Annotated in this window: 24 protein-coding genes; 16 read left to right on the top strand and 8 right to left on the bottom strand. The window is 66.7% G+C overall.

Translation table 11 applies throughout. The features are described 5' to 3' along the window. Positions 1-3: 3 nt before the first annotated feature. The 5 genes from ACFIMZ_RS35825 to ACFIMZ_RS35845 are packed head-to-tail and all read left to right on the top strand — an operon-like array spanning position 4 to position 7,622. The gene (locus tag ACFIMZ_RS35825; protein ID WP_431825986.1) at positions 4-1,530 is read left to right on the top strand and encodes an SWIM zinc finger family protein; all 1,527 of its coding nucleotides are present in this window, start codon (positions 4-6) and stop codon (positions 1,528-1,530) included. Next, positions 1,527-3,101, top strand: coding sequence for a DUF5691 domain-containing protein (locus ACFIMZ_RS35830; protein ID WP_431825987.1), 1,575 nt, complete (start codon positions 1,527-1,529; stop codon positions 3,099-3,101). Before ACFIMZ_RS35825 ends, ACFIMZ_RS35830 begins: the two co-directional genes overlap by 4 nt. Continuing rightward, positions 3,098-4,189: an ATP-binding protein gene (locus tag ACFIMZ_RS35835; RefSeq protein WP_431825988.1), complete on the top strand. Its 1,092-nt coding sequence runs from the start codon at positions 3,098-3,100 to the stop codon at positions 4,187-4,189. Before ACFIMZ_RS35830 ends, ACFIMZ_RS35835 begins: the two co-directional genes overlap by 4 nt. Beyond that, positions 4,189-6,447: a DUF5682 family protein gene (locus ACFIMZ_RS35840; RefSeq protein ID WP_431825989.1), complete on the top strand. Its 2,259-nt coding sequence runs from the start codon at positions 4,189-4,191 to the stop codon at positions 6,445-6,447. Before ACFIMZ_RS35835 ends, ACFIMZ_RS35840 begins: the two co-directional genes overlap by 1 nt. Before the next feature lie 14 nt (positions 6,448-6,461). After that, on the top strand, positions 6,462-7,622 hold the full coding sequence (locus ACFIMZ_RS35845) for a VWA domain-containing protein (protein WP_431825990.1): 1,161 nt from the start codon (positions 6,462-6,464) through the stop codon (positions 7,620-7,622). Between the two features lie 19 nt (positions 7,623-7,641). On the opposite strand, the gene ACFIMZ_RS35850 is transcribed toward ACFIMZ_RS35845, so the two are convergent. Genes ACFIMZ_RS35850 through ACFIMZ_RS35865 form a run of 4 tightly spaced genes read right to left on the bottom strand, consistent with a single transcriptional unit; the run spans position 7,642 to position 9,460 of the window. Next, positions 7,642-7,863: a hypothetical protein gene (locus ACFIMZ_RS35850; RefSeq protein WP_431825991.1), complete on the bottom strand. Its 222-nt coding sequence runs from the start codon at positions 7,861-7,863 to the stop codon at positions 7,642-7,644. Between the two features lie 50 nt (positions 7,864-7,913). Then, positions 7,914-8,720, bottom strand: a complete 807-nt coding sequence (locus tag ACFIMZ_RS35855; protein WP_431825992.1) for a fused MFS/spermidine synthase — start codon at positions 8,718-8,720, stop codon at positions 7,914-7,916. 5 nt (positions 8,721-8,725) lie between these two features. After that, positions 8,726-8,989: an HPr family phosphocarrier protein gene (locus ACFIMZ_RS35860; RefSeq protein ID WP_431825993.1), complete on the bottom strand. Its 264-nt coding sequence runs from the start codon at positions 8,987-8,989 to the stop codon at positions 8,726-8,728. A 9-nt stretch (positions 8,990-8,998) separates the two neighbouring features. Next, positions 8,999-9,460, bottom strand: a complete 462-nt coding sequence (locus ACFIMZ_RS35865; protein ID WP_431825994.1) for a hypothetical protein — start codon at positions 9,458-9,460, stop codon at positions 8,999-9,001. 193 nt (positions 9,461-9,653) lie between these two features. Between ACFIMZ_RS35865 and ACFIMZ_RS35870 the strand changes: the two genes are divergently transcribed. After that, the gene (locus ACFIMZ_RS35870; protein ID WP_431825995.1) at positions 9,654-9,998 is read left to right on the top strand and encodes a zinc ribbon domain-containing protein YjdM; all 345 of its coding nucleotides are present in this window, start codon (positions 9,654-9,656) and stop codon (positions 9,996-9,998) included. Positions 9,999-10,052: 54 nt separating this feature from the next. Beyond that, positions 10,053-10,895 carry a spermidine synthase gene (locus ACFIMZ_RS35875; protein WP_431825996.1) on the top strand — a complete coding sequence of 281 codons (843 nt, stop codon included), beginning with the start codon at positions 10,053-10,055 and terminating at the stop codon, positions 10,893-10,895. 25 nt (positions 10,896-10,920) lie between these two features. Here ACFIMZ_RS35875 and ACFIMZ_RS35880 read toward each other — a convergent pair whose 3' ends face one another. Continuing rightward, the gene (locus ACFIMZ_RS35880; RefSeq protein ID WP_010097212.1) at positions 10,921-11,106 is read right to left on the bottom strand and encodes a CopG family transcriptional regulator; all 186 of its coding nucleotides are present in this window, start codon (positions 11,104-11,106) and stop codon (positions 10,921-10,923) included. Between the two features lie 106 nt (positions 11,107-11,212). Next, positions 11,213-11,980, bottom strand: coding sequence for a YoaK family protein (locus tag ACFIMZ_RS35885; protein WP_431825997.1), 768 nt, complete (start codon positions 11,978-11,980; stop codon positions 11,213-11,215). Between the two features lie 249 nt (positions 11,981-12,229). Between ACFIMZ_RS35885 and hyfB the strand changes: the two genes are divergently transcribed. The 9 genes from hyfB (at position 12,230) to ACFIMZ_RS35930 (ending at position 20,879) form a co-directional block, all read left to right on the top strand. After that, a complete protein-coding gene (gene hyfB / locus ACFIMZ_RS35890; protein ID WP_431825998.1) occupies positions 12,230-14,236 on the top strand; it encodes a hydrogenase 4 subunit B in 2,007 nt (668 codons plus the stop codon). After that, positions 14,230-15,180, top strand: coding sequence for a respiratory chain complex I subunit 1 family protein (locus ACFIMZ_RS35895; RefSeq protein WP_431825999.1), 951 nt, complete (start codon positions 14,230-14,232; stop codon positions 15,178-15,180). Before hyfB ends, ACFIMZ_RS35895 begins: the two co-directional genes overlap by 7 nt. After that, entirely contained in the window at positions 15,181-15,840 is a 660-nt protein-coding gene (locus ACFIMZ_RS35900) for a formate hydrogenlyase (protein ID WP_431826000.1), read from the top strand. Continuing rightward, entirely contained in the window at positions 15,833-17,296 is a 1,464-nt protein-coding gene (locus ACFIMZ_RS35905; RefSeq protein ID WP_431826001.1) for a hydrogenase 4 subunit F, read from the top strand. Before ACFIMZ_RS35900 ends, ACFIMZ_RS35905 begins: the two co-directional genes overlap by 8 nt. Positions 17,297-17,299: 3 nt before the next feature. Next, positions 17,300-18,859: an NADH-quinone oxidoreductase subunit C gene (locus ACFIMZ_RS35910; protein WP_431826002.1), complete on the top strand. Its 1,560-nt coding sequence runs from the start codon at positions 17,300-17,302 to the stop codon at positions 18,857-18,859. Beyond that, entirely contained in the window at positions 18,859-19,374 is a 516-nt protein-coding gene (locus ACFIMZ_RS35915) for an NADH-quinone oxidoreductase subunit B family protein (protein WP_431826003.1), read from the top strand. The genes ACFIMZ_RS35910 and ACFIMZ_RS35915 overlap by 1 nt, the downstream gene beginning before the upstream one ends. Positions 19,375-19,454: 80 nt before the next feature. Continuing rightward, a complete protein-coding gene (locus ACFIMZ_RS35920; protein ID WP_431826040.1) occupies positions 19,455-19,799 on the top strand; it encodes a hypothetical protein in 345 nt (114 codons plus the stop codon). Positions 19,800-19,801: 2 nt separating this feature from the next. Beyond that, positions 19,802-20,014, top strand: coding sequence for a twin transmembrane helix small protein (locus ACFIMZ_RS35925; protein ID WP_059529979.1), 213 nt, complete (start codon positions 19,802-19,804; stop codon positions 20,012-20,014). Between the two features lie 178 nt (positions 20,015-20,192). Then, positions 20,193-20,879, top strand: coding sequence for a tectonin domain-containing protein (locus ACFIMZ_RS35930; protein WP_431826004.1), 687 nt, complete (start codon positions 20,193-20,195; stop codon positions 20,877-20,879). 527 nt (positions 20,880-21,406) lie between these two features. Here ACFIMZ_RS35930 and ACFIMZ_RS35935 read toward each other — a convergent pair. Both ACFIMZ_RS35935 and ACFIMZ_RS35940 read right to left on the bottom strand, forming a co-directional pair. Next, positions 21,407-21,715 carry a YciI family protein gene (locus ACFIMZ_RS35935; protein ID WP_431826005.1) on the bottom strand — a complete coding sequence of 103 codons (309 nt, stop codon included), beginning with the start codon at positions 21,713-21,715 and terminating at the stop codon, positions 21,407-21,409. A gap of 156 nt (positions 21,716-21,871) precedes the next feature. Continuing rightward, positions 21,872-22,852 (bottom strand): zinc-binding dehydrogenase, encoded by a 981-nt coding sequence (locus ACFIMZ_RS35940; protein WP_431826006.1) that lies wholly within the window; start codon positions 22,850-22,852, stop codon positions 21,872-21,874. Positions 22,853-22,927 lie beyond the last annotated feature (75 nt).

A 22,927-nucleotide genomic window follows, 5' to 3' on the forward strand; every position in this document is an offset into this window, starting at 1 on the left:
AACGTGGCCCGCCACACCCTGCGTCCGCCGGGCCATGCTCGACCGGCAGGGCAGCCCGCTCGGATATACTCGGGCCAGGTCGAGGACATCACTGAATTCGATGCGGCTCGAATCGAAGCATCCCGCATCGAACCATCCGAAGGCAGCGACTTCATCCCCCGCACATCACTGCACGTCACTCTCATAGCGGCCCCTATGCAGCTAACCGAACAGCAGGTTCTTGCGCTTGCGCCCGACAGCGGGTCGGCCTCGAACGGCAAGAAACTGGCTCAGCCGAAACAATGGCCGCTCCTGGGGCGCAACGCCCGGGCAATCTGGGGCGAATGCCAGGGCAGCGGCAAGAATCCCTACCAGGTGCGCGTGGACCTGGCCGACTTCGCCAGCAAGTGCTCGTGTCCCAGCTTCAAGTTCCCCTGCAAGCATGCACTCGGTCTGCTGGTGCTGGCCGCCAATCAGCCGGACGCCGTTGCCGAGACGGACGAGACGGACGAGCCGGAATGGGTCACCAGCTGGCTCGACAAGCGCGCCGACAATGCCGCAAGGAAGGAGGCGCGCGCGACCGCCAAAGCGGACGCACCCGTCGACGACGCGGCCCAGCAGAAGCGGGCGGAAAAGCGCGACCAGCGCGTGCGCGACGGCCTGGCGGCGCTGCAGGTGTGGCTCGAGGATCTGGTCCGCAACGGCCTGGCGCGCCTGCCCTCCGAAGGGCCCGGTCTCTGGGAGCAGGCGGCGGCGCGCCTGGTCGATGCACAGGCGAGCGGCCTCGCCGCGCGCGTGCGGGCGCTGGCCGATCTGCCCGGCAGTCGTCCCGACTGGCCGGAACTGCTGCTGGCCGAACTGGGCCGCCTGTCGTTGGCCGTGCGCGCGTATGAGCGCATCGAGCAGCTCGATCCGCCGTTGCAACAGCAACTGCGCCAGCTGATCGGCTATTCGCTGCGGGAAGACGAGGTGCTGGCGCACGGCGACACGCAACACGACTGCTGGCAGGTGATCGGCCAGCACATCGAAGCCGACGAGCGGGTGCGCGTGCAGCGCAGCTGGCTGATCGGCGCGCGCAGCGGGCGTCATGCGCTGCTGCTGCAATTCGCCGCGGGCAACCAGCCCTTTGCCGCGTCGTGGTTGCCCGGCACCGCGTTCGAAGGCGAGCTGGCGTTCTGGCCGGGCGCCGGCTCGCTGCGCGCGATGCTCAAGGGCGTCGCGACGCCCGCGGCCGCGCCGGGCGCCTTCCCGTTGGTCCGCACGCATCGGCAGTTGCTCGATGCGGCGGCCACCTTGCTGGCGCTCAACCCGTGGCATGAACGCATGGCGACCGTGCTCGATGCGTGCGTGCCCGCTTTTGAGAACGGGCAGTGGCGGGTGGTCGGCGCCGATGGCGATGCACTGCCGCTGGCCGGGCGCGATCAGTGGCTGTGGGCCGCGATCGCCGGCGGTGCGCCGCACGCTGTCGCCGTGGAATGGGACGGGCAGGCGGTGCGCCCGCTGGGCCTGTATGCGGACGGGCGGTATCAGGTCCTGACGGAGGTGCAATGATGCAAGCGCTCATCCGCACCGCCCTGATCGGCACCGCCAATGTGGGCGCGGACGTCTCGACGGTTGCCGGGATCGACGGGCAACTGCCCGCCGCCGGCCCGGAACGACGCCTTCTGTTGCAGGCCGGCTGCATGGCCGTCTATGGCGCTGCCGGCCGTGTGCCTGCTTCGGCCACGGCCCAACCGGCAGCCGGGCCGGACCCGGTGCCGGAAACGCCGGTCACGTTAGGCCCCATTCTGACGTCGGCCATTGCGGGCGAGCTTGGCGGGCTGGCCGAATGGCTGGTGGCGCGCATGACGCGCGCGAACCGGCGCCTTCCGCATGCGCTCCTGCCGTCCGTGTTCGCGAGGCCGGCACGGTTCGGCGTGTGGTGGCCCGTCATCGGGCGGCGCGGGCATTGGCTGGCCTCGCAGCATCCCGAGTGGCAGGCGCTGCTGGCCGCCAGACAGGCCCCGGCCGACGACGAGGCGACCTTGCTGCAAGCGTGGGAAGAGGGCGACACGGCGGCGCGCGTGCGCGCGCTGACTGCGCTGCGTCGCCGCGATGCCGCCCGCGCGCGCGACGCGTTGAAGGCCGTGCTGCCCAAGGAAAAGGCCGAGCAGCGCCAGGCGTTCGTGGCCGTGTTGCAGCACGGCTTGTCGCCGGCCGACGAACCGATGCTGGAAAGCCTGCTGGACGACCGCAGCCAGGCCGTGCGCCAGAGTGCCGCCGAACTGCTGCTGCGGCTTCCCGAATCGGCGCTGGTCAAGCGCATGGAGGCGCGTGCCGACGCCTGCCTGCGCTGGCAGCCGGCCGGGGCCGCAAGCGGCGCCGTATCGCGGCTGGTCGCGATGCTTGGCAAACGCGCCGAGCCGGTCCTGCAGCTCGAGGTTCCCGCTGAATTGCCCAAGGATTGGGAGCGGGACGGCATCGCCGCCAACCCGCCGCAGGGCGAAGGTCAGCGTGCGTTCTGGCTGCGCCAGCTGGTTGCGGCGATCGCGCCCGTGCGCGGGTCCGCATCGGCGGCGGCGACACCCGACGACGCCCTGAACGTGATGGCCGCGCACGAATGGGCCGACGCGCTGCTGGCGGGCTGCGCCGCTGCCGCTTGCCGCCACGGCGAGGCCGGCTGGGCCGAACCACTGCTGCGGCGCTCGCTGGCCGATTCCAACGTGCTGCAACCGTACCAGGAGCGCCTGTGGCAGGTGGTGAGCGCGCAGGCGCGTGTCGAGCTGGTGTGCCGCCAGTTGACCCTCGGCAATCTGTACGTGGCCCGCCGCGGCCTGGAGGCGATGCCCGCACCGTGGCCGAACGCGGTGGCCAGCGCCATCGCCTGTGCGGCGCTCGGTGCCTGGCGCGCCCGGCGTGAAGCCGGCGAGACCCGACAGCATGACGACGTGACCGGCCTGATCGAGCTGGCGCTCCTGCGCGTGCAGGACGCCGATCTCGCCGTGCTCGAACCCGTCGTCGACGTGTACGCCGGCAGCCTCTCGGCAGCGCCCGCCGACGCGATTTTCAATCTCGACCGCGCGAGGGGCATCGTCGCCCTCGCGCACGCAAGACAAACCGTGATCAAGGAGATGCCGCTATGACGGCCAACCTCAACACCGTGCTGCGCAAACACGCCGAAGTGCAATATGCCGAGGAACTGGCTGAACTGGCGCGGCACGACAAGCGCCAGCGTCCGGCCAACTGGAAGCTGTCGCCGTGGGCGGTGAAGACCTACCTGATCGGCGGCAAGCTGGACAACGGTTTCGAGGTCACGCCCAAGTACATCGGCAGCGGCCGGCTGATCGAGATCGCCGTGGCGACGCTGGCCACGGACCGAGCGCTGTTGCTGTACGGCGTGCCGGGCACGGCCAAGAGCTGGGTGTCGGAACACCTCGCCGCCGCGATCAGCGGCAACTCGACCTTGCTGATTCAGGGGACGGCCGGCACCGACGAGACGGCCCTGCGCTACGGCTGGAACTATGCGCGCCTGCTGGCGGAAGGCCCGACGGAACAGGCGCTGGTGCCGAGCCCGATGCTCAACGCGATGCGCGACGGCAAGATTGCGCGGCTGGAAGAAATGACGCGCGTGCCGAGCGAAGTGCAGGACACGCTGATCACGCTGCTGTCGGAGAAGACCCTGCCGGTGCCCGAGCTGGGCATCGAGGTGCAGGCGCAGCGCGGCTTCAACGTGATCGCGACGGCCAACAACCGCGACCGCGGCGTGAACGAGATGTCGTCGGCGCTGATGCGCCGCTTCAACACGGTGATCCTCCCCACGCCGGACAGCTTCGACGAGGAGGTTGCCATCGTCAGCCGCCGCGTGGAGGAACTGGGTCGCGCGCTGGAGCTGCCGGCCGAGAAGCCGGCGCTGGAAGAAGTGCGGCGCGTCGTGGCCGTGTTCCGCGAGCTGCGCAACGGCCTGACCGAAGACGGCAAGACCAGGCTGAAATCGCCCAGCGGCACGCTGTCCACCGCCGAGGCGATTTCGGTGCTGGGGCACGGGATGGCCGTGGCCGGCTACTACAGCGACGGCGTGCTGCGCGCCGCCGATCTCGCCGCCGGCCTGACCGGCGCGATCGTCAAGGATCCGGTGCAGGACAAGCTCGTGTGGATGGAGTACCTGAAGACGGTCGTCAAGGAGCGCGACGACTGGAAGGACTTCTACCGCGCCTGCATGGACGTCGCCTGATGGCCGTGCGCTACTACGGCATCCGTCACCACGGCCCCGGCTGCGCGCGGGCGCTGCAGGCGGCCCTGGCGGCGCAGCAGCCCGATATCGTGCTGCTCGAAGGCCCGCCGGAAGCGGACGGGATCGTCGCGCTCGCGGCCGACGCGGGCATGGTGCCGCCCGTTGCGCTGCTGATCTACCCGAACGACGCGCCGCGCCTCGGCGTGTTTTATCCGTTCGCCGAGTTCTCGCCCGAATGGCAGGCGATTCGCCACGCGTGCGCGCAACGCATACCGCTGTGGTTCATGGACCTGCCCGCGATGCACGGCTTCGCCGAAACGCTGGCGCGCGAGAGGGAGGCGGACGTGCGCGAGGACGCGGGAGCGCTCGATCTCGCGAATACGAACGGAGAGCAGGCCAGCGACGCGGACACGCTGGTTGCATGGCGAATGGACCCGATCGGCGAGCTGTCGCGCGCGGCCGGCTTCGACGACCACGAGCTGTGGTGGGAGGTCGAGATCGAGCAACGGCGCGACGCGGGCGAACTGTTTGCGGCGATCGAGGAAGCGATGACCGCGTTGCGCGAACATGCGCCCGCACCTGAACTTCGCGACGCGCGTCGCGAAGCCCATATGCGCACGCGCATCCGCGAAGCGCAGAAGCGCGGCTACGAGAACCTTGCCGTCGTGTGCGGCGCGTGGCACGTCCCCGCGCTGGTCGAGCCCGCGACCGTCAAGGACGACGCGGCGCTGCTCAAGGGGCTGCCCAGGACGAAGGTGGAGGCGACCTGGGTGCCCTGGAGCGACGACCGCCTGGCCTATGCGAGCGGCTACGGAGCGGGCGTCGAATCGCCGGGCTGGTATCGGCATCTGTGGCAAAGCCCGGACCGCGCCGGCCTGCGCTGGGTCGCCGAAGGCGCGCGGCTGATGCGCGACGAGGGGCTGGATGCGTCATCCGCGAGCGTGATCGAAACGGTGCGCCTCGCCGACGCGCTCGCGGCCATGCGCGACCTGCCGCTGCCGGGCCTGGCCGAGCAGCGCGAAGCGATGCTCACGGTGCTGTGTCACGGCCAGCCGGAGCCGCTGAACGTCATCCGTCGCAAGCTCGAGGTCGGCGAACGGCTCGGCGCGGTGCCCGAAGCGGCCGCCGCCGCGCCGCTGCAGCGCGACCTGGAGGCGCAGCAAAAGCGCCTGCGCCTGAAGCCCACGACGGAGATCAAGCCCCTCGACCTCGATTTGCGCGAGGACGGCGGTCGCGAGCGCAGCCTGTTGCTGCGCCGGCTCGGACTGGTCGACGTGCGCTGGGGGACGCTGCTGGGCGACGCCAATCGCACGGGGACGTTCCGGGAGTCGTGGCAACTGCGCTGGAATCCCGAAATGGTGGTTGCGCTGATCGGGGCCAGCCGCTACGGCAACACGATCGAGGACGCCGCGACCCACAAGCTGTGCGAGCGCGCACAGGCCGCCGCCGAGCTGCCGGCGCTGACCGCGATGCTCGACCAGGCCGTGCTGGCCCGGCTGCCGAAGGCGGTGGCGGTGCTGCTCGCCTGCGTGCAGACCCAGGCGGCCGTCGCCGCCGATCTGACGCACCTGATGGCCGCGCTGCCGCCGCTGGCTCGCGTGGCGCGCTATGGCGACGTCCGCGGCACGGACGGCAACGCGCTGCGGCCGATCGTGGAGGGCCTGGTCGAGCGCATCGTCGTGGGCCTCGCCGCGGCGGCGCGCCATGTCGACGAGCCGATGGCGATGGCGCTGCTTGGCCATATGGACGACGTACAGGCCGCACTCGATACGCTCGACGCTGCCGACCTGCTTGGCGACTGGTTGAGCTGCCTCGTGGCGCTGACCGCCGACGACGCGGTCGCGCCCGCCGTGCGCGGTTTCGCGCTGCGCCAGGCGTTCGATCGCCGGCGTCTCGACGCGGAGGAACTGGCGCGACAGGCCGGCCTCGCGCTGGCCGTCGCGACGCCGCCGGCGGAATCGACGGGCTGGCTCACCGGCCTGCTGCGCGGCAGCGGTTTGTTGCTGTTGCAGCAGGATGCGCTCTGGCGCGTGATCGACGGCTGGCTGAGCGGGCTCGACGATCAGGTGTTCATGGAGCGCCTGCCGCTGTTGCGCCGTGCGTTCGCCGATTTCCAGCCGGCCGAACGGCGCGAAATGGGCAGCAAGGTGAAGCACATGGATGCGCCGCCGCCGGCGGCGGCGAGCGTGTCCGTCGACATCAACCACGAGCGGGCGGCGCGTGTGCTGCCCGTGCTGGCGGCCATTCTGGGCAACTGAGCCGGGTAACTGAAATGAGCAAGGATTCCCCGATCGTAACGGACCGCATGGCACGCTGGCGACTGGTGCTGGGCAGCGACGCGCAAGGCAGTTGCGGCGTCAGCCTCGGTGACACGCTGACGCGCGCGGACAAGGCGCTCGACGACCTGTACGGCGGCGAGCGCAAGGGCGGGCTGAACGCCAGCACGCCCAACGTGGCGCGCTGGCTCGGCGATATCCGCGAGTTCTTTCCCGCGCCGGTCGTGCAGGTGATGCAGCAGGACGCGCTGGAGCGGCTGAACCTGCGCCAGATGCTGCTGGAGCCCGAGCTCCTCGAGGCGGTCGAACCCGACGTCCACCTCGTGGCCAGTCTGATGTCGCTGTCGCGCGTGTTGCCGGCCAAGACGCGCGACACGGCCAGGCGCGTCGTGCGCAAGGTGGTCGACGAGCTGGAGCGCCGGCTCAAGGAGCCGATGCGCCAGGCGATCGCCGGCAGTCTCAACCGCGCGGAGCGCAACTATCGGCCGCGCCCGAACGAGATCGACTGGCATCGCACCATCCGCGCGAACCTGAGCCGCTATGCGCCCGACCGGCGCACCGTGATCGCGGAGAAGCTGGTCGGCTACGCGCGCAAGCGCTCGGCGCTGCGCGACGTCGTGCTGTGCGTGGACCAGAGCGGCTCGATGGCGGCGTCCGTCGTCTATGCGGGCATCTTCGCGGCCGTGATGGCGTCGCTGCGCGCGGTGCGCACGCGCATGGTCGTCTTCGATACCAACGTCGTCGACCTGACCGACGAAGCGGGCGATCCGGTCGACCTGCTGTTCGGCGTGCAATTGGGTGGAGGCACCGACATCAACCGCGCGCTCGGCTACTGTCAGCAGATCATCGATCGGCCCGAGCGCACGATCATGATCCTGATCACCGACCTGTACGAAGGCGGCAACCGTCACGAGATGCTGCAACGCGCGGCCGCGCTCAAGCACGCCGGCGTCAATGTGATCTGCCTGCTGGCGCTCGCCGACAACGGCGCGCCCGGCTACGATCACCAGAACGCCGCCCGGTTCGCCGCGCTCGACATTCCCGCCTTTGCGTGTACGCCGGACCAGTTTCCCGCGCTGATGTCCGCCGCCATCCTGAAGCAGGACATCAACCTGTGGGCGGCCAGGCAGGGTTTCGTGACCAACCGGGCCACGTGACGGGGCCCGGCAGCGGACGCTATTTCCGGTTCTTCAGGAACGTCCGGCCGGCCGTCGTGATCGAGATACTGGGCCGGCCGTTCATCGGGTAGTTGACGAATCCCGCGCTGATGAGCTCCCGCGTGACGGACCAGCCCAGCGCGGGCGTCTCTCGTCCATAGCGGATCTCGGCCAGGCGCTCCAGCGCCCAGATGGCGGACGCCGAAATGGCTTGCGCGTTTGACGTATCGCTGTCGCTCATCGCTTCTCCAAAAAAGTTGAGGGTGACCAAGGGCACCGGGTGTTGCGGGATCAGGTGGCGCGGCAGGCGCCCAGGCGCGTCCAGTCGTAGCTGGCGCCAAGCTCGATGCGTACGGCCGCTTCGACGAGATCGACGCTGTGCCGCCCGGCGTGTCGATCCGCGCGGGTCATCAGCGTCTCGAGCGACGGCAACCCGGCATCGCTCTTCCACGCGAAAGCAATGAGGTTCTCCGCGCTGTCTTCGGCCGGGGCGAGTGCGGCCGAGGCGCCGAACGTATCGCGCAGCGCAGCGAGCGCGTCGCCGAGTCGCGGATCGCCATGCAGCAGGTTGGCAACCAGCACGCCGTCGTCATTCAGCCGCGCGCGGCAGGCCGTGTAGAAGGCCGCGCCGGCGAGTTCGGCGGGAACGCCGTTCGCGTTGAAGCCGTCCAGCAGAAGCGCGTCGAAGGTCTGCGTGGTCGTCGACATGTACTGCGCGGCGTCCGCGCAGACGACCGACAGCCGCTCGTCGTCGGGCGGGATGCAGAATCGGTCGCGCAGCGCGATCACGTCCGGATTGATTTCGATGACGGTGATGCGCGCGCCCGGCAGGTGCCGACGGCAGTACTTCGTCAGCGAGCCGCCGCCGAGCCCGATCATGCCGATGTGCGCCGGAGCCGGCTGCAGCAGCAGGAATCCCATCATCGTGCGCGTGTAGCCCAGTGCGAGCGCGTCGGGGGCGACGCGCAGCATCGTGCTTTGCATGCCGCGGCCGTCAAAGCACAGCGAGACGAGGTGCTCGGATTCCACGATCACCGGTACATCCGCGGCAGCGTGAGCGGCGCGAATCCCCAGGAACGGCAAGTCGATGGGTGGCATGCAGGTCACCCCTCCTGCAGCAACGGCAACAGCGCCCGAAGCGCGGCTTCTTCATCCGGGCCGGCGGCCAGCACTTGAGCGGAGGTGCCGCCGCGCACCTGCAACGATGCGATCGCCATGCCGTCCTTCGCATTGCCGCGGCGCCCGTTGGCGATCAGCAGGATGTCGCTTTCGAAGCGGCGCGCCATGTCGACGAGCGCGTCTTGAGCGGCGTACGCGCGATCTCGATTCCAGCCGGAACCGACTTGTAAGTGCACAACTGTGGCCACGTTTTTGCTCTAGAGACGTTGGGGGCAGTTCGCCGTGTCGATCTGGCAGTGCGTCAGGAACGCCCGACACTCGATCTCCCACGTCGTGCTCTGCAAATCGATGTCGATGCCATCGAGTCGTTTCATGTCGTCGTTCAGGCACACCGCGCGCAGCGATCGAGGCGGTACGCCCTGCTCGAAACAGCGGTCGTCGGCATCCAGCAGCAGGCACGGATGGCGCCGGAACCGCGCACTGGAGACCGAGATCGGATCCATCACGTGCCGGGCCGACTCCCTCGGATAGACGAAGACCAGATGGATGCCTGCCACCGCGAGCTGCTCTCCGACGTCATGGAAACGGTGAACCATCTGGAATCCGCGTTCGCCGCCGCGCCCGACGCCCACGGCGACGAGCCCCCGGCGTCCCGCGACTTCACGCAGCGTCACGGGGCGCCGATCGGGCAACAGCAATGCACCATCCAGCTCGAACATGTCGACATCCTCAGCGAAACCGCCCGCAAGTCCGGTGAAAGGCGGTGAGCGGCAGATTATAATCGACCGGTAAGAATATGTGAATTGTATTATAATGCTGTGCGTGCCGGACCGATGGCCGCCTCGGGTGAGGCGGGTTGCTCGCCGGCACTTTTTCACTGATCGACTCGAAACCGTCCCGATGGAAGCTGCAATGAACACCGTCCCCTCATGCCCGCAATGCGCGATGGAAAACACGTACCCGGACGGCGCGCTGTACGTATGCCCGGACTGCGGTCACGAATGGTCGGCGAGCGCCGGCGCCGACGCGGGCGACGAACCTGCGGGCAGCGTCGTCAAGGATGCGAACGGCAACGTGCTGTCGGATGGCGATTCGGTCGTGCTGATCAAGGACTTGCGCGTCAAGGGCTCGTCGATCACGTTGAAGATGGGCACCAAGGTGAAGAGCATCCGGATCGTCGGCGGCGATCACGAGATCGATTGCAAGACGGACGCCGGCAGCTTCATGCTCAAGGCCTGTTTCCTGAAGAAGGTCTGACCGGCCGCTCGCGGTTGATTCGACCGACTGTTTGATTTTCCGGGCAGACCGAGAATGGATGAGGCTCGAACATCCTACGATGCGTACGTCGAATTCCTGTCGACGCCGATGAGCGATGAGCGACCCTTCGTGCTGGAGACGCAGCACGCGGTGTCGCTGCACTTCGATCACTTTGCCACCCAGAGCTTCATGTCGCTCAGGAATCCGGACAAGCTCACGCTCGACTATACGTGCGCGATGATGGGATTCCTGCTGCTGCAGCCCGCTCCGAAGCACATCTGCATGATCGGGCTCGGCGGGGGATCACTGGCGAAGTTTTGCTATCGGAATCTGCCCGAGGCAGCGATCGATGCGGTCGAGATCAGCGCTGAGGTGATCGCGCTGCGTGACGTGTTCAGGATTCCGGCGGACGACGCGCGGTTCAAGGTGGTGTGCGCCGATGGCGCGGACTACGTGATGCTGGAGAACATCCGGACGGACGTGATCCTGCTGGACGCCTTTGTCACGGAAGGGATCGCGAGCCGCTGCGCGGACATCGCATTCTTCGACGCATGTCGCGAGCGTTTGACCGAGACGGGTGTGCTCGTGATCAACTTCACGGACGATGATCCGGCGCTGCCGCTGCACCTCGAGCGGCTGAAGGCCGTGTTCGGTGCGTCCTGTGCGATCGTGCGGTGCGGCGACGACAGCAACTTCGTCGCGTTCGCCTGGAGGAGCGGCCGTCGTTTGCCGTCCACGCGAGTCCTGCTCGAGCGCGCCAGCTTATTTGCCTTTGCCGGCGAACTCGAGCTGGCCGCCACTGCCAAGCGCCTGAAACAAGGCGAGCGCCTCGATCCGGAACGGCTGACCTGGCACCCGCAAGGGCCTGCGCAGGGGCACTGGAAAATCGGCGCTTGAGCGCCGCCCGCGCGCATTCAGCGCGTCACTTCACCCGCTTGCCGAGCGGGCTCTTGGTCTTGTAGGTCACGCCGTGATGCTCGAGATACTCGCGGATCAGTTGCCGTACGACTTGTGACGGCGTCAGATCTTGTGCCGAGCAGAGCATTTCGAATGCCTCTTTCTTGGCGGGATCGATCAGAACGGTCAGGCGTGCGGTTTTCGTTTCCATTGCGGGGACGGGTCGGCGAATATGCTAATCGAATTATAATGCATTTGCCTTCGACGGCGCGGCGGGAAAAGGCCGCCCGGCGCAGCCGGCCAAGGCGCCTGCGAGGTCAATGCCTGCGGTCGAACCGATAGACGTAGGCCAGGACATCATCGACCACGGGCACGATCGCGAGCGTGACGAGCGCCGCGGCCAGCGGGACGGTCGACACATAGCCGACGTGCTTGAAGCCGATGGCGCCGGTCAGGCCGCCAACGAAGAACGACGCCAGCATCGTCCCGTGGATCCGCAGCTTCGCGCGGTTGGCAATGACCGCGTGCGCGTCCGCATCGACCGCCGATCGATTCCAGTAAAACAGCTTGCCCAACTCGATCCCGAGATCCGTCACGATGCCGGTCATGTGCGTCGTGCGGATCTCCGCGCCCGACAGCTTCGTGATCATCGCATTCTGCAGCCCCATGATGAAGCACAGCAGGATCACGGTCACCGGGACGAAAAACGCCTCCCACAGCGCGAGGTGGCTGCCGAGCAGGCCGAACAGGAGCAGCAGCGCGGCCTCGACCAGCAGCGGCAGGACGTACTGGCTTTGCAGGCTCCGGCGTCGTCCCCAGTTGACGAGCACCGCCGAGCATCCCGCTCCGACGAGAAACGATGCCAGCGAACCGATGCCGGCGAGCACGAGCCGGACATCCCCAAGCGCCGCCTGGTCCGCGATCGCCGACACGATGCCGCTCATGTGGGACGTGTATTGCCTGACCGCAAGAAAGCCGCCGGCATTGGTTGCACCGGCGACGAAGGCGAGCGACAACCCGAGCTGGCGGTTCGCGGCCGCGCTGCGGTGTTTTCCCGTCAGGCTTCGAAAGTACTGCGCAGGCATAGGCTCTTGACTCGATCACTCGGAACCGCGGCAACGACATCGCGGATGGAACCTTCGGGCGCCCCAGGCAGGCGAGGCGCTCGCCGGTGCGCCCGATTTCGTCAAACATGTGTCTCGCATGATAACGCCATTATCATATCCTGTTATCTGGATGGGGCTTTCGATGTCATAATACGGACGGATCGCGCCCGGCGCTTCGGGTTCGCTCCGTGCTCCTCGTCCAATCCGAGCGTACTGGAGACATTCCGGATGGCACCCGTGCCGGTCGTCCATTTCGTCCTGCTGGTCGCGGCCGCGTGGCTCGCGCTCGGCGCGCTCGGTCTCGCGGTGCTGCATCGCACGCGGTTCGTTGCGCACGGGCTGTTTCCGCTCGGTGCGCTGGGCGGGCTGCTGCTCGGGGCGGCGGGGCTCGCCGGCATCCTTGCCGAACCCTCCACCGCGATACTGCCGCTCGGGCTGCCCGAGTTGCCGTTCCATCTGCGCGTCGACCGGCTCTCCGGCTATTTCCTGTTCGTGCTCGGCGTCGTCAGCGCGGGGATCGGCGCCTTCTCCGCCGGCTATTTCCGCAAGGGGGAAGGGGCCGCGCCCGGGCTCATCTGCTTCGAATACCACGTTTGCCTGGCGAGCATCGCGCTCGTGCTCGTCGCCGACGATGCCTACGTATTCATGGTCGCGTGGGAAACGCTGACGCTGTCCGCGACCTTCCTCGTGATGACCAACCACCGGATCGGCGAGATCCGCCGCGCCGGCTACCTGTATTTCCTGATCTCCCATGTCGGCGCGCTCGCGTTGCTGCTGTGCTTCGGCATTCTTCAGGCGCGCACCGGCGACTACACGTTTGCCAACATGCGGGCGCAATCGCTCGATGCGCTCTGGGCGTCGCTCGCGTTCCTGTTCGCGCTGGTCGGATTCGGCGCGAAGGCGGGGGTGTTCCCGCTGCATGTCTGGCTCCCGGATGCCCATCCCGCCGCGCCGTCCCCCGTATCGGCGCTGCTCAGCGGCTTCGTGCTGAAAGTCGGCCTGTATGGCCTGCTGCGCACCCTGTTCGACCTGCTGCACGTGCAGTTCGCGTGGTGGGGCGTGCTGCTGCTCGTGCTCGGCGTCGGCACCGCGCTGCTCGGCGTCGTGTTCAGCACGATCCAGGTGGACATGAAGCGCCTGCTCGCGTATTCGTCGATCGACAACATCGGCCTGATGATCGTCTCGCTCGGCGTCGCGGTGCTGTTTCGCGCGTACGGCATGACGAGCTTGTCCGCGCTCGCGCTGACGGCGATGCTCTATCAGATCGTCGCGCATGCGGCATTCAAGAGCCTGCTGTTCCTCGGCACGGGGGCCGTGCTGCACGCCACCGGGGAGCGCAATCTCGGCAAGCTCGGCGGCCTGATCCGCTTCATGCCGTGGACCGCGTGGGCCGTGCTCGCCGGCGTCGTCGCCAGCGCCGGCTTGCCGCCGCTGAGCGGGTTCGTCGCAGAGTGGCTCCTGCTGCAGAGCTTCCTGTTCACCCCGGGCTTGCCGAATTCGGTGCTCGCGATGACGGTGCCGATCGCGGCTGCGTTGATCGCGATGACGGCTGCGCTGGCCGGTTACACGATGGTCAAGTTCTTCGGCATCGTCTTCCTCGGGCAGCCGAGAGAGGCAAAGCTGAGCCGCGCACGCGACGCGAACGGATGGGAACGGCTCGCGTTCTGCTGGTTCGCGGCGGCCGGCGTGCTGCTCGGCCTGATGCCCGCGCAGTTCGTCAAGATTCTGGACCGGGTCACGCGCACGCTGGTCGGGGCCGGCATCGGCGCGGACAACCACGGCTGGCTGCTGCTCGTGCCCGTGTCGACCGCGCGGGCCAGCTACATGCCCGCCGTGTTCATGCTGTTTTTCGTCGCGTGCTGCGGGCTCGCGTGGGTGCTGGTGCGACGCTTCTACCACGGCCGGCTGCGCCGCGCCGCGCCGTGGAGTTGCGGCTTCCCGTTCACGAATGCGCGCATGCAGGACACGGCGGAAGGATTCGGGCAGCCGATCCGGGAGATCTTCGCGCCGTTCCTGCGCATCGAGCGGCAACTGCCGTCGCCGTTCGATGCGCAGCCGGCCTATCGGGTCTCGGTCACCGACCGCACCTGGTCCGCGCTCTACGAGCGCATCGCGACGCTGACGCAACGCACGGCCGAATGGGCGGGCCGTCTGCAGACGGGCAAGATTGCCGTGTACCTGACCTACAGCTTCGCCGTGCTGATCCTGCTCCTGCTGCTGGTGAGACGATGGTGACCGTATCCGGCGTGTTGTCGCAAACCCTCGAGATCGTCGTGGCGCTCGCCGCCGCGCCGCTGCTCACGGGCTGGGTCAACCAGTGCCGCGCGTGGTTGCAGAACCGGCGCGCGCCCAGCATCTGGCAACCGTACCGGATGCTCCACAAGCTGTTCAACAAGGAGTCGGTCGTCGCCTGCGACGCAAGTCCGGTGTTCCGTGGCGCACCCTATGTCGTGTGGGCGGCGATGACGCTCGCCTGCGCGATCGTGCCGACGCTGTCGACCGAATTGCCGCTGTCGCCCGCCGCGGACGCGATCGCGCTCGTCGGCCTGTTTGCGCTCGCGCGGGTCGCGCTGTCGCTCGCCGCGATGGACGTCGGCACGGCGTTCGGCACGCTCGGCGCCCGCCGCGAAATGCTGATCGGTTTCCTGGCGGAGCCGGCCTTGCTGATGGTGCTGCTGTCGGCCTCGCTGATCACGCAGTCGACGCTGCTCACGAGCATCGTCGCGACGCTCGGGCGGGGCGAGCTGGCGATCTATCCGAGCCTCGCCTTCGCGGGCATCGCGTTCACGCTGGTGTCGCTCGCCGAGAACGCGCGGCTGCCCGTCGACAATCCCGCCACCCATCTCGAGCTGACGATGATCCACGAGGCGCTGATCCTCGAATATTCGGGGCGGCACCTCGCGCTGATGGAGTGGGCGGCGAGCCTCAAGCTGTTCGCATACTCGTGCATCGGCCTTGCACTCTTCATGCCGTGGGGAATCGCCGCGGCGGGCAATCCGCTCGCGCTGGTGTTCGCGGTGCCGGCGCTCTTCATCAAGCTGATGGCGGGCGGCGCCGCGCTCGCCGTGGTCGAGACGGCCAACGCCAAGATGCGGATTTTCCGGGTGCCGGAGTTCCTTGCGACGGCGTTCCTGCTCGCGGTGATCGGCATGCTCGTCCATCTGCTGCTGGGGGCGTGAATGCACGGCTACGCGACGCAACTGATCAATTTCCTCGCGGCGGTGCTGCTCTTGCTGTCGTTCGCGATGCTGAGCCAGCGGCGCATCCTGTCGCTGATTCATCTCTACACGCTGCAAGGCGTGGCGCTCGTGCTGGCCAACCTGATCCTCGGCGTCGTGACGGGCGATGCGCACCTGTACGTATCCGCCGGCTTGACGGTCGTGCTGAAGGTGGGCGTGATTCCGTGGATCCTGTATCGGCTCGTGCGCAGGCTCAACGTCCAGGCCGATGTCGAGCCGCTCATCAACATTCCGACCACGCTGCTGATCGGCATCGTGCTGGTGATCATCGCGTTCAACGTCGCGGCGCCGATCAGCCAGCTCGCGACGTCGGTCGCGCGCGGCACGCTCGGCATTGCGCTCGCGTGCGTGCTGCTGTCGTTCATGGCGATGATCACGCGCGCGAAGGCGATCCCCCAGGTGATCGGCTTCCTGTCGATGGAGAACGGGCTGTTCTTCGCGGCAACGGCCGCCACCAACGGCATGCCGATGATCGTCGAGCTCGGCATCGGGCTCGACGTGCTGGTCGGGATCCTGATCCTGGGCGTGTTCATGTTCCAGATCCGCGAGCAGTTCGACAGCCTGGACATCCATCACCTCGAGAAACTCAAAGATGAGTGACGCCCGCGTCGTGCTCGCCGTGCTCGGCATTCCGCTCGTGGCTGCCGCATGCCTTGCGGGCGTGCGACGCACGCAGGTCGCGCGCACGCTGAACGCCGGCTTCAGCTTCGCGACGTTCGTGGCGGCGCTCGTGCTTGCCGCACGGACCGTCGAACACGGTCCGTCGTTCGCGTTCGGACGGGCCTTTTTCGTCGATCCGCTCAACGTCTACCTCGTCGCGCTGACCGCGTTCGTCGGCTGGACGACGTCGCTGTTCTCGCGCCCGTACATGCAGGTCGAGGAGGCCCGCGGCCGGATGACGGCGACGCGGATGCGGCTCTATCACAGCATGTACCAGCTGTTCATGTTCGCGATGCTGCTCGCGCTGCTGACCGACAACCTCGGCGTGCTGTGGGTCGCGATGGAGGCCGCCACGCTCGCGACCGTGCTGCTCGTCAGCGTCTATCGGACCGCGGCGAGCCTCGAGGCCGCGTGGAAGTACTTCATCCTGTGCGGCGTCGGCATCGCGCAGGCGTTGTTCGGCACGATCCTGCTCTACCTCGCCGCGAGCCGGCAGTTGGCCGACGGCGACGCGCTGCTGTGGACGAGCCTTGCCGCGGTCAGGACGCATCTCGACCCGACCATCGTGTCGATTGCGTTCGTGTTCCTGCTCGTCGGCTACGGCACGAAAGTCGGGCTCGTGCCGATGCACAGCTGGTTGCCGGACGCCCATGCCGAAGGCCCGACGCCGATTTCGGCGGTGCTCTCCGGGCTGTTGCTGAACGTCGCGCTGTATGCGGTGCTGCGTTGCAAGGTGCTTGCCGACGGCGCACTGGGCAATGGCCTGCCGGGGCGGCTGCTGGTCGGGTTCGGGCTCGTGTCGGTGCTGGTTGCGTCGTTCTCGCTGTTCCGGCAGAAGGACGTCAAGCGGCTGTTCTCCTATTCGTCGATCGAGCACATGGGGCTGATGACGTTCGCGTTCGGTCTCGGCGGCCCGGTCGCGACGTTCGCCGGGCTGCTCCACATGACGGTGCATTCCCTCGTCAAGTCGGCGATCTTCTTCGCGGTTGGCCACGCGGCGCAGAAGGCCGGCACGCAGGCGATCGACGGGATTCGCGGGCTGCTGCAGGTCAGCCCGACGGTCGGCTGGGGCATGATGCTCGGCACACTCGCGATTCTCGGCCTGCCGCCGTTCGGCGTGTTCGCGAGTGAATTCCTGATCCTGACGACCGCCATCAACACGCTGCCGTGGACAGCGCCCTTGCTGCTGCTCGGGCTCGCCGTCGCGTTCGCGGCGATCTTCGCGCGCGTGCAGCGAATGGTGTTCGGTGGAACGACGACGGCCAAACCGCTCGAGCATCGCCCCGCGCCGCTGCCGGTATTCGTGCACCTGGGCCTGGGGCTGATGCTGGGGCTCTATGTGCCGCCGTACCTGGCGATGTGGTATCGCCAGGCCGCAACGATGCTGGCGGGGTGACGCATGCGACTCGAAACGATGCAGATTGCCGCCACCCGCGTCGCGCGCGGTGCGGGCCAGATCCCGGTGGGCGTGGTGGACGCCGATGAAGCAGGATGGCTCGAGATAGCGCGGACCGCGCGATCGGAGCGGAACCGACTCGTGGCGATGTGGGGCAGCGAAGCAGTCGATGGCGTGTTTTCGGTGAACGCCGCGTACGAATGCGACGACGGCATCCTGTGGACGCGCGTCGCGACCGGGCGCAAGCCCGACGCCGGCGGGGACTATCCCGATCTCGTCCCCGTGTTTCCGTGCGCGGCGCGCATGCAGCGGGCGATCTTCGATCTGACCGGCTTGCGGGCCCGCGGCGCCGGGGATACGCGGCCGTGGCTCAATCACGGCAACTGGCCCGACGATTACTTTCCGCTGCAAAGGCAGGCGACGGGCGTCGAGGCATTCGAGTCGAGCGAGGCGGATTATGCGTTCGTGCAGGTTGCCGGTGACGGCGTGCACGAGATTGCCGTCGGGCCGATCCATGCCGGCATCATCGAGCCGGGGCATTTCCGGTTCTCCGTCGTCGGCGAGAAGGTGCTGCGCCTTGAAGAACGTCTCGGCTACGTCCATCGCGGCGTCGAGCGGCTGTTCGAACGCACCCCGGCGTCGTGCGGCCAGCGGGTGGCCGCCAGGATTACGGGCGATTCGACCGTCGCGTTCTCGTGGGCCTATTGCATGGCGCTCGAGCAAGCGTGCGGCGCGGTGCTGTCGAAGCGCGCGCTCTGCTTGCGTGCGCTTTTGCTGGAGCGCGAGCGCGTGGCCAACCACCTCGGCGACCTCGGTGCGCTCGGAAACGATGCGGGGTTCGGGTTCGGGCTCGCCCAGTTCTCGCGGCTCAAGGAGGACTGGATACGGGAGAACGCCCGCACATTCGGGCATCGATATCTGATGGACCGGATCGTGCCGGGAGGCGTGGCGGTCGATGTTCGCGCCGAGGACGCGGCTGTGCTGGCGGCGCAGTGCGAACGCATCGAGCGCGACGTCCACGTCATGCGGAAAATCTACGACGACCAGTCCGGGCTGCAGGATCGATTTCTCGGCACGGGACGATTGAGCACCACCGTCGTCGAGCATTTCGGCGTGCGCGGCATGGCGGCCCGCGCCAGCGGTCAGACGTTCGATGTGCGCGCGAACCTGCGGCCGGCGCCGTACGACGACTTCGCAGTCAAGGCGGCCAGCGATGCGCGCGGCGACGTCGCCGCGCGCGTTGCGGTGCGTTTCGCCGAGATCGATGAGTCCCTGCGCGTGATTCGCGCGCTGCTGGCCGATCTGCCCGAGGGCCCGCTTGCCGTCGACGTGACGCCCGCGGCGGCGCCTGCCCAGGGCGTGGGCTGGGTGGAAGGCTGGCGCGGCGACGTGTTCGTCGCGCTCGAGCTCGCGCCGGGCGACGTGATCGCGCGATGCCATTGCCACGATCCATCCTGGCAGAACTGGCCGGCGCTCGAGCATGCGATCATCGGCAACATCGTTCCCGATTTCCCGCTGATCAACAAATCGTTCAACCTGAACTACGCGGGGCACGATCTCTGATGTGGCAGCTCATCCGGCAATTCGCGCGCACCGATTTTCCCGACGAACCCGTGCCGGCGGCGGAAGACGCATGGCGACACGAGGAGCCGCAGATTCGCCAGCACATTCTCGATCTGCTCGGGCGCGCGCTGTGCATCCGGCAGATCGACGCAGGCTCGTGCAACGGCTGCGAGCTGGAGATCCACGCGCTGAACAATCCCGTCTACAACATCGAAGGACTCGGGATCAAGTTCGTCGCCAGCCCCCGGCATGCCGACCTGCTGCTCGTGACCGGGCCCGTGACGCTGAACATGCGTGCGGCCGTGCTCGCCGCGTACGATGCAACGCCCAGCCCGAAGCTCGTGGTGGCGGCAGGCGAATGCGCGTGTACGGGCGGCATTTTCGCCGACAGTTATGCGGTGTGCGGCCCCGTCTCGTCGATCCTGCCGGTCGACGTGACGATTCCCGGGTGTCCGCCGCCACCGGTCGACTTGTTGCGAGGCATCCTTGCAGCATGCCGGTCTCGACGAGCCTGAGGACGATTTCCGCTTATGGCCCAAGCCCCCAACCTCAATACAATCCTTGCCTTGTTCGCAATGACTCGCGCTTCCGCTTCATGACCCCGATCAAATTCATCCTCCGCTATACCGCCATCCCGTTCACCGCAATCGTGGCTGTCGTCATCTGGGCCGCCATGCCGTCCTCGAAGGAAATCGATGCGAGGCAGTATGCGGCGCTGTCGCGTGCATACCAGAGCTTTCCTTCTGCATTCCGGCACGAGATCGCGGATGCGATGGAACACGGCCGGATCAGCGACTGGCAGTACCAGACGCTCGTGCGCGACTCGCTGGCCAATGGCGTCGCGCTGGACTGGCCGGCGACGGGCGTGAGCGACGTCGCCGCCGAGCGGCGCAAGCTGGCCGCACTGATTCAAACTGATTCCGATCTCGCAGGACATTAAAGATGAAGACGTTACTGGTTGCTGTCGCATTCGTTTTGATTATCGGCAGCCTGATTTCCGCGCTGTACTACATGAATCGCGATCGGGGGACGACCAAGCGGATGGCGTGGGCGCTCGCGGCGCGTGTGGGATTGTCGATCACGCTGTTTCTGGCGCTCCTTCTCGCGTACTGGCTTGGCTGGATCGAGCCGACCGGGCTGCCTATCGGGCGGTAGGAATTTGTAAATTATCCCGCCGATCGATTTTATAACTGAGGGAATGGGATTATTGGTTTAAAAGGATGGGCTCCTATCCTATATTTTCAGATGCGCTGCCCCGATGTGAGTTAAAAATATTTATTCTCGAGACAGTGCAAGATCAGAATCTTTGTTGCCAAATAAAAAGGAGCTGAAAATGTCTACTGGTACTTCGTGGGTCGAGCTTCCAGGTGCAGCAAACGATATCGGCGTCGGCAGTGACGGTGCGGCGTGGGTGATCGGCACCAACAAGGTCGGCGGTGGTTTCGGCATCTACCGCTGGAACGGCATGAACTGGGATGGTGTGAGTGGTGGTGCGGTCCGCATCGCGGTCGGTCCCGATGGCTCGCCGTGGGTGGTGAACGATTCGGGCAATATCTACCAGCGCGTCGCGGCAGACTGGCGGCAACTGCCAGGCAACGCACACGATATCGGGGTGGGCGGGGATGGCACCGCCTGGGTGATCGGCTCCAATAGTGTCGGAGGCGGTTATGGCATCTACCGCTGGAACGGTTCGAACTGGGACGGCGTGGATGGCGGCGCCGTGCGGATCGCGGTGGGTTTTGACGGTTCGCCCTGGGTGGTGAACTCGTCCGGCAACATCTATGTCCGCGGCGTATCGGGTTGGCGGCAAGTGCCGGGCGCCGCCACGGATATCGGCGTGGCGGCCGACGGGTCGGTCTGGGTGACCGGCACCAACAAGGTCGGAGGCGGTTTCGGCATTTATCGATGGAACGGGACGGGCTGGGACAACGTGAGCGGGGGAGCCGTGAATATTTCGGTGAGCCCCAATGGACTTCCGTGGGTAGTGAACTCGGAAGGCGTCATTTATCGACGCGCATAAGAATATCGGTGGCGGTTCTGTCCCGGAGAAAGCCAATGTGACCATTGAATCGCCACCGCGACCCTGAATGCCTTCGTGTTGATTGATTTCGAGGCTCGACGGTGCCACGGGTTTCGGTGACGATTCATTCGCCGATGGATTGCCCCGCCGAAGCGAGGCCCGTCGCATCGAGGCTCGGGGGTCATCGCTGACGCAGCCGAGGTCGTTGTAGAAGACAAAAGCGAGGAAAGATCAAGACGATGCGGGACGGTGCACTGAAGCATCGGATGATCGCGCTTCAGTGATTCCTTGGACGCCTGTCAACCTGGCAAGGCTTGGCCTTGCGGCCCCACATGAAGAGCGCTGCCACGTTCAGGCCGCGCAGTGTTTGAGTGCATGCTCGACGAGCAGCCGCGCGCCTTGTGTGGATAACGGCGGCGGCTCGGATAGGTGATGTTCATCCGGGTAAGGCGCGGGACGCGTACTGCGAGCTGCGTGCCTGTCGCGCGCGCACGAAACACGATCATCGGCGCGCGCGACGGCCTGCGTCAATGGCCTGAAGCCTTAAACCAGTCATTTAGAATCGGTTGGCATTGCGCCGCGTCAAATTCGACGATTCGAACGAACATCATCTTCTTTGCTTTGACGAAAGGCTCGTCGGCAAGGAGGGCATCGAGCGCCTCGCGCGATTCGGCGCGTGCCACGAGAAAACCCCCATGTGCGGGGACGTGTGGGCCGGAGAACAGAAATTGCCCTTTGTCATAGCCTTTTTGAAGAAAAGCGTGATGTGCGGGTACAAGTTCGGCGAGTTCATCGAACGGTACGAGGTGTTTGCCTTCCAGCAGGTAGTGTTTCATAGCGAAGCGTTCTCCTGAGTGAAAAAAATGCGTGCGTCGCACCCGGATTCGGTCCCGAGTGTAGACGGGCCCTTGATCGAATATAGGCGACGTGAAATTTCAGCGACGCGGCGAACCCTCGTCGCAAGAGGGCGACCGCGAACGCGCGGCGCCCATTCAGCAGCGCACGACCATCTTCCCGCCGGCCGTCCCGTGGTCCAGCATCCGATGCGCCGCTTGAATGTCGTCGAAGGCGAACACGTGAGCCGGCCTGGCGCGGATTTGTCCCGCCTCGGCCAAATCCACGATCTTCTGAAACGGCACGTCGGTCAGCGGATACTCACGCGTGCCGTATACGAAGGCACTGCCGAAAAAGCTCAGTTGTCGGCCGCTCGGCAAATGCGACATTGGATCGAAGGCATCGATCGGCTCGTGTCCGCCGAGAAAGCCTGCGACGCAGACGCGCCCGCCGCGCCGAGTCAGGCGCAGTGATTCCAGCAGGGTGCTCGTTCCGATCAAGTCGAGCACGGCATCGCTCCCCTCGGGAGCGAAACGATGCAGTTCGTCGGCAACCCCGTCGCCTTCGATCAACACATGATCGGCGCCGTTGGTCCGTGCCGTCGATGCGCGCTCGGGGTTGCGTACCGTTGCGAACACTTCGGCTTGAGCGTAGCGCGCCAGGTTGAGCGCAGCCGTCCCCAGCGCCGAGGTTGCTCCCCGGACCAATATCCGGTCGCCTCGCTTCAACGCCAGGTTATCGAACAGGCAGCTCCATGCCGTCGCGTACGATTCCGGTATCACCGCCAACTCGTCCCACGCGAGCCCGCTGCAAACCGGGACAACGTTGGCGGCCGGCGCAACGACCAACTCCGCGTAGCTGCCGCTGCGGGTACGCCCCATGCCGCCCATCAATGCGAACACGCGTTGCCCTGCGAGAAAGCGTCCCGTGCGATCTTGCACGACTTCACCCGCGCATTCGATCCCGGAGATCGCCGCCGCCTCGCCCCAGAGGCCAAGCCGAAAGTACTGTTCCGCCCGGTTGACGCCGAACGCTTTCACCCGAATCATGACTTCGCCTGGCCCCGCAACCGGGTCGGCGACGTCGCAAATACGAAGTTGCTCCGGCCCACCGTACTGCTGCCGCACAATGGCTTTCATTTCGATTTACCTCCATGTCCAAGACGCGTGACACTAGGCTAAGCGTTGCGATCTGAAAGAGGAATTGAGATTTTT

Origin of the sequence: Burkholderia sp. F1 (genome assembly GCF_050813845.1) — a bacterium.
GTDB classification, from domain to species: domain Bacteria; phylum Pseudomonadota; class Gammaproteobacteria; order Burkholderiales; family Burkholderiaceae; genus Burkholderia; species Burkholderia ubonensis.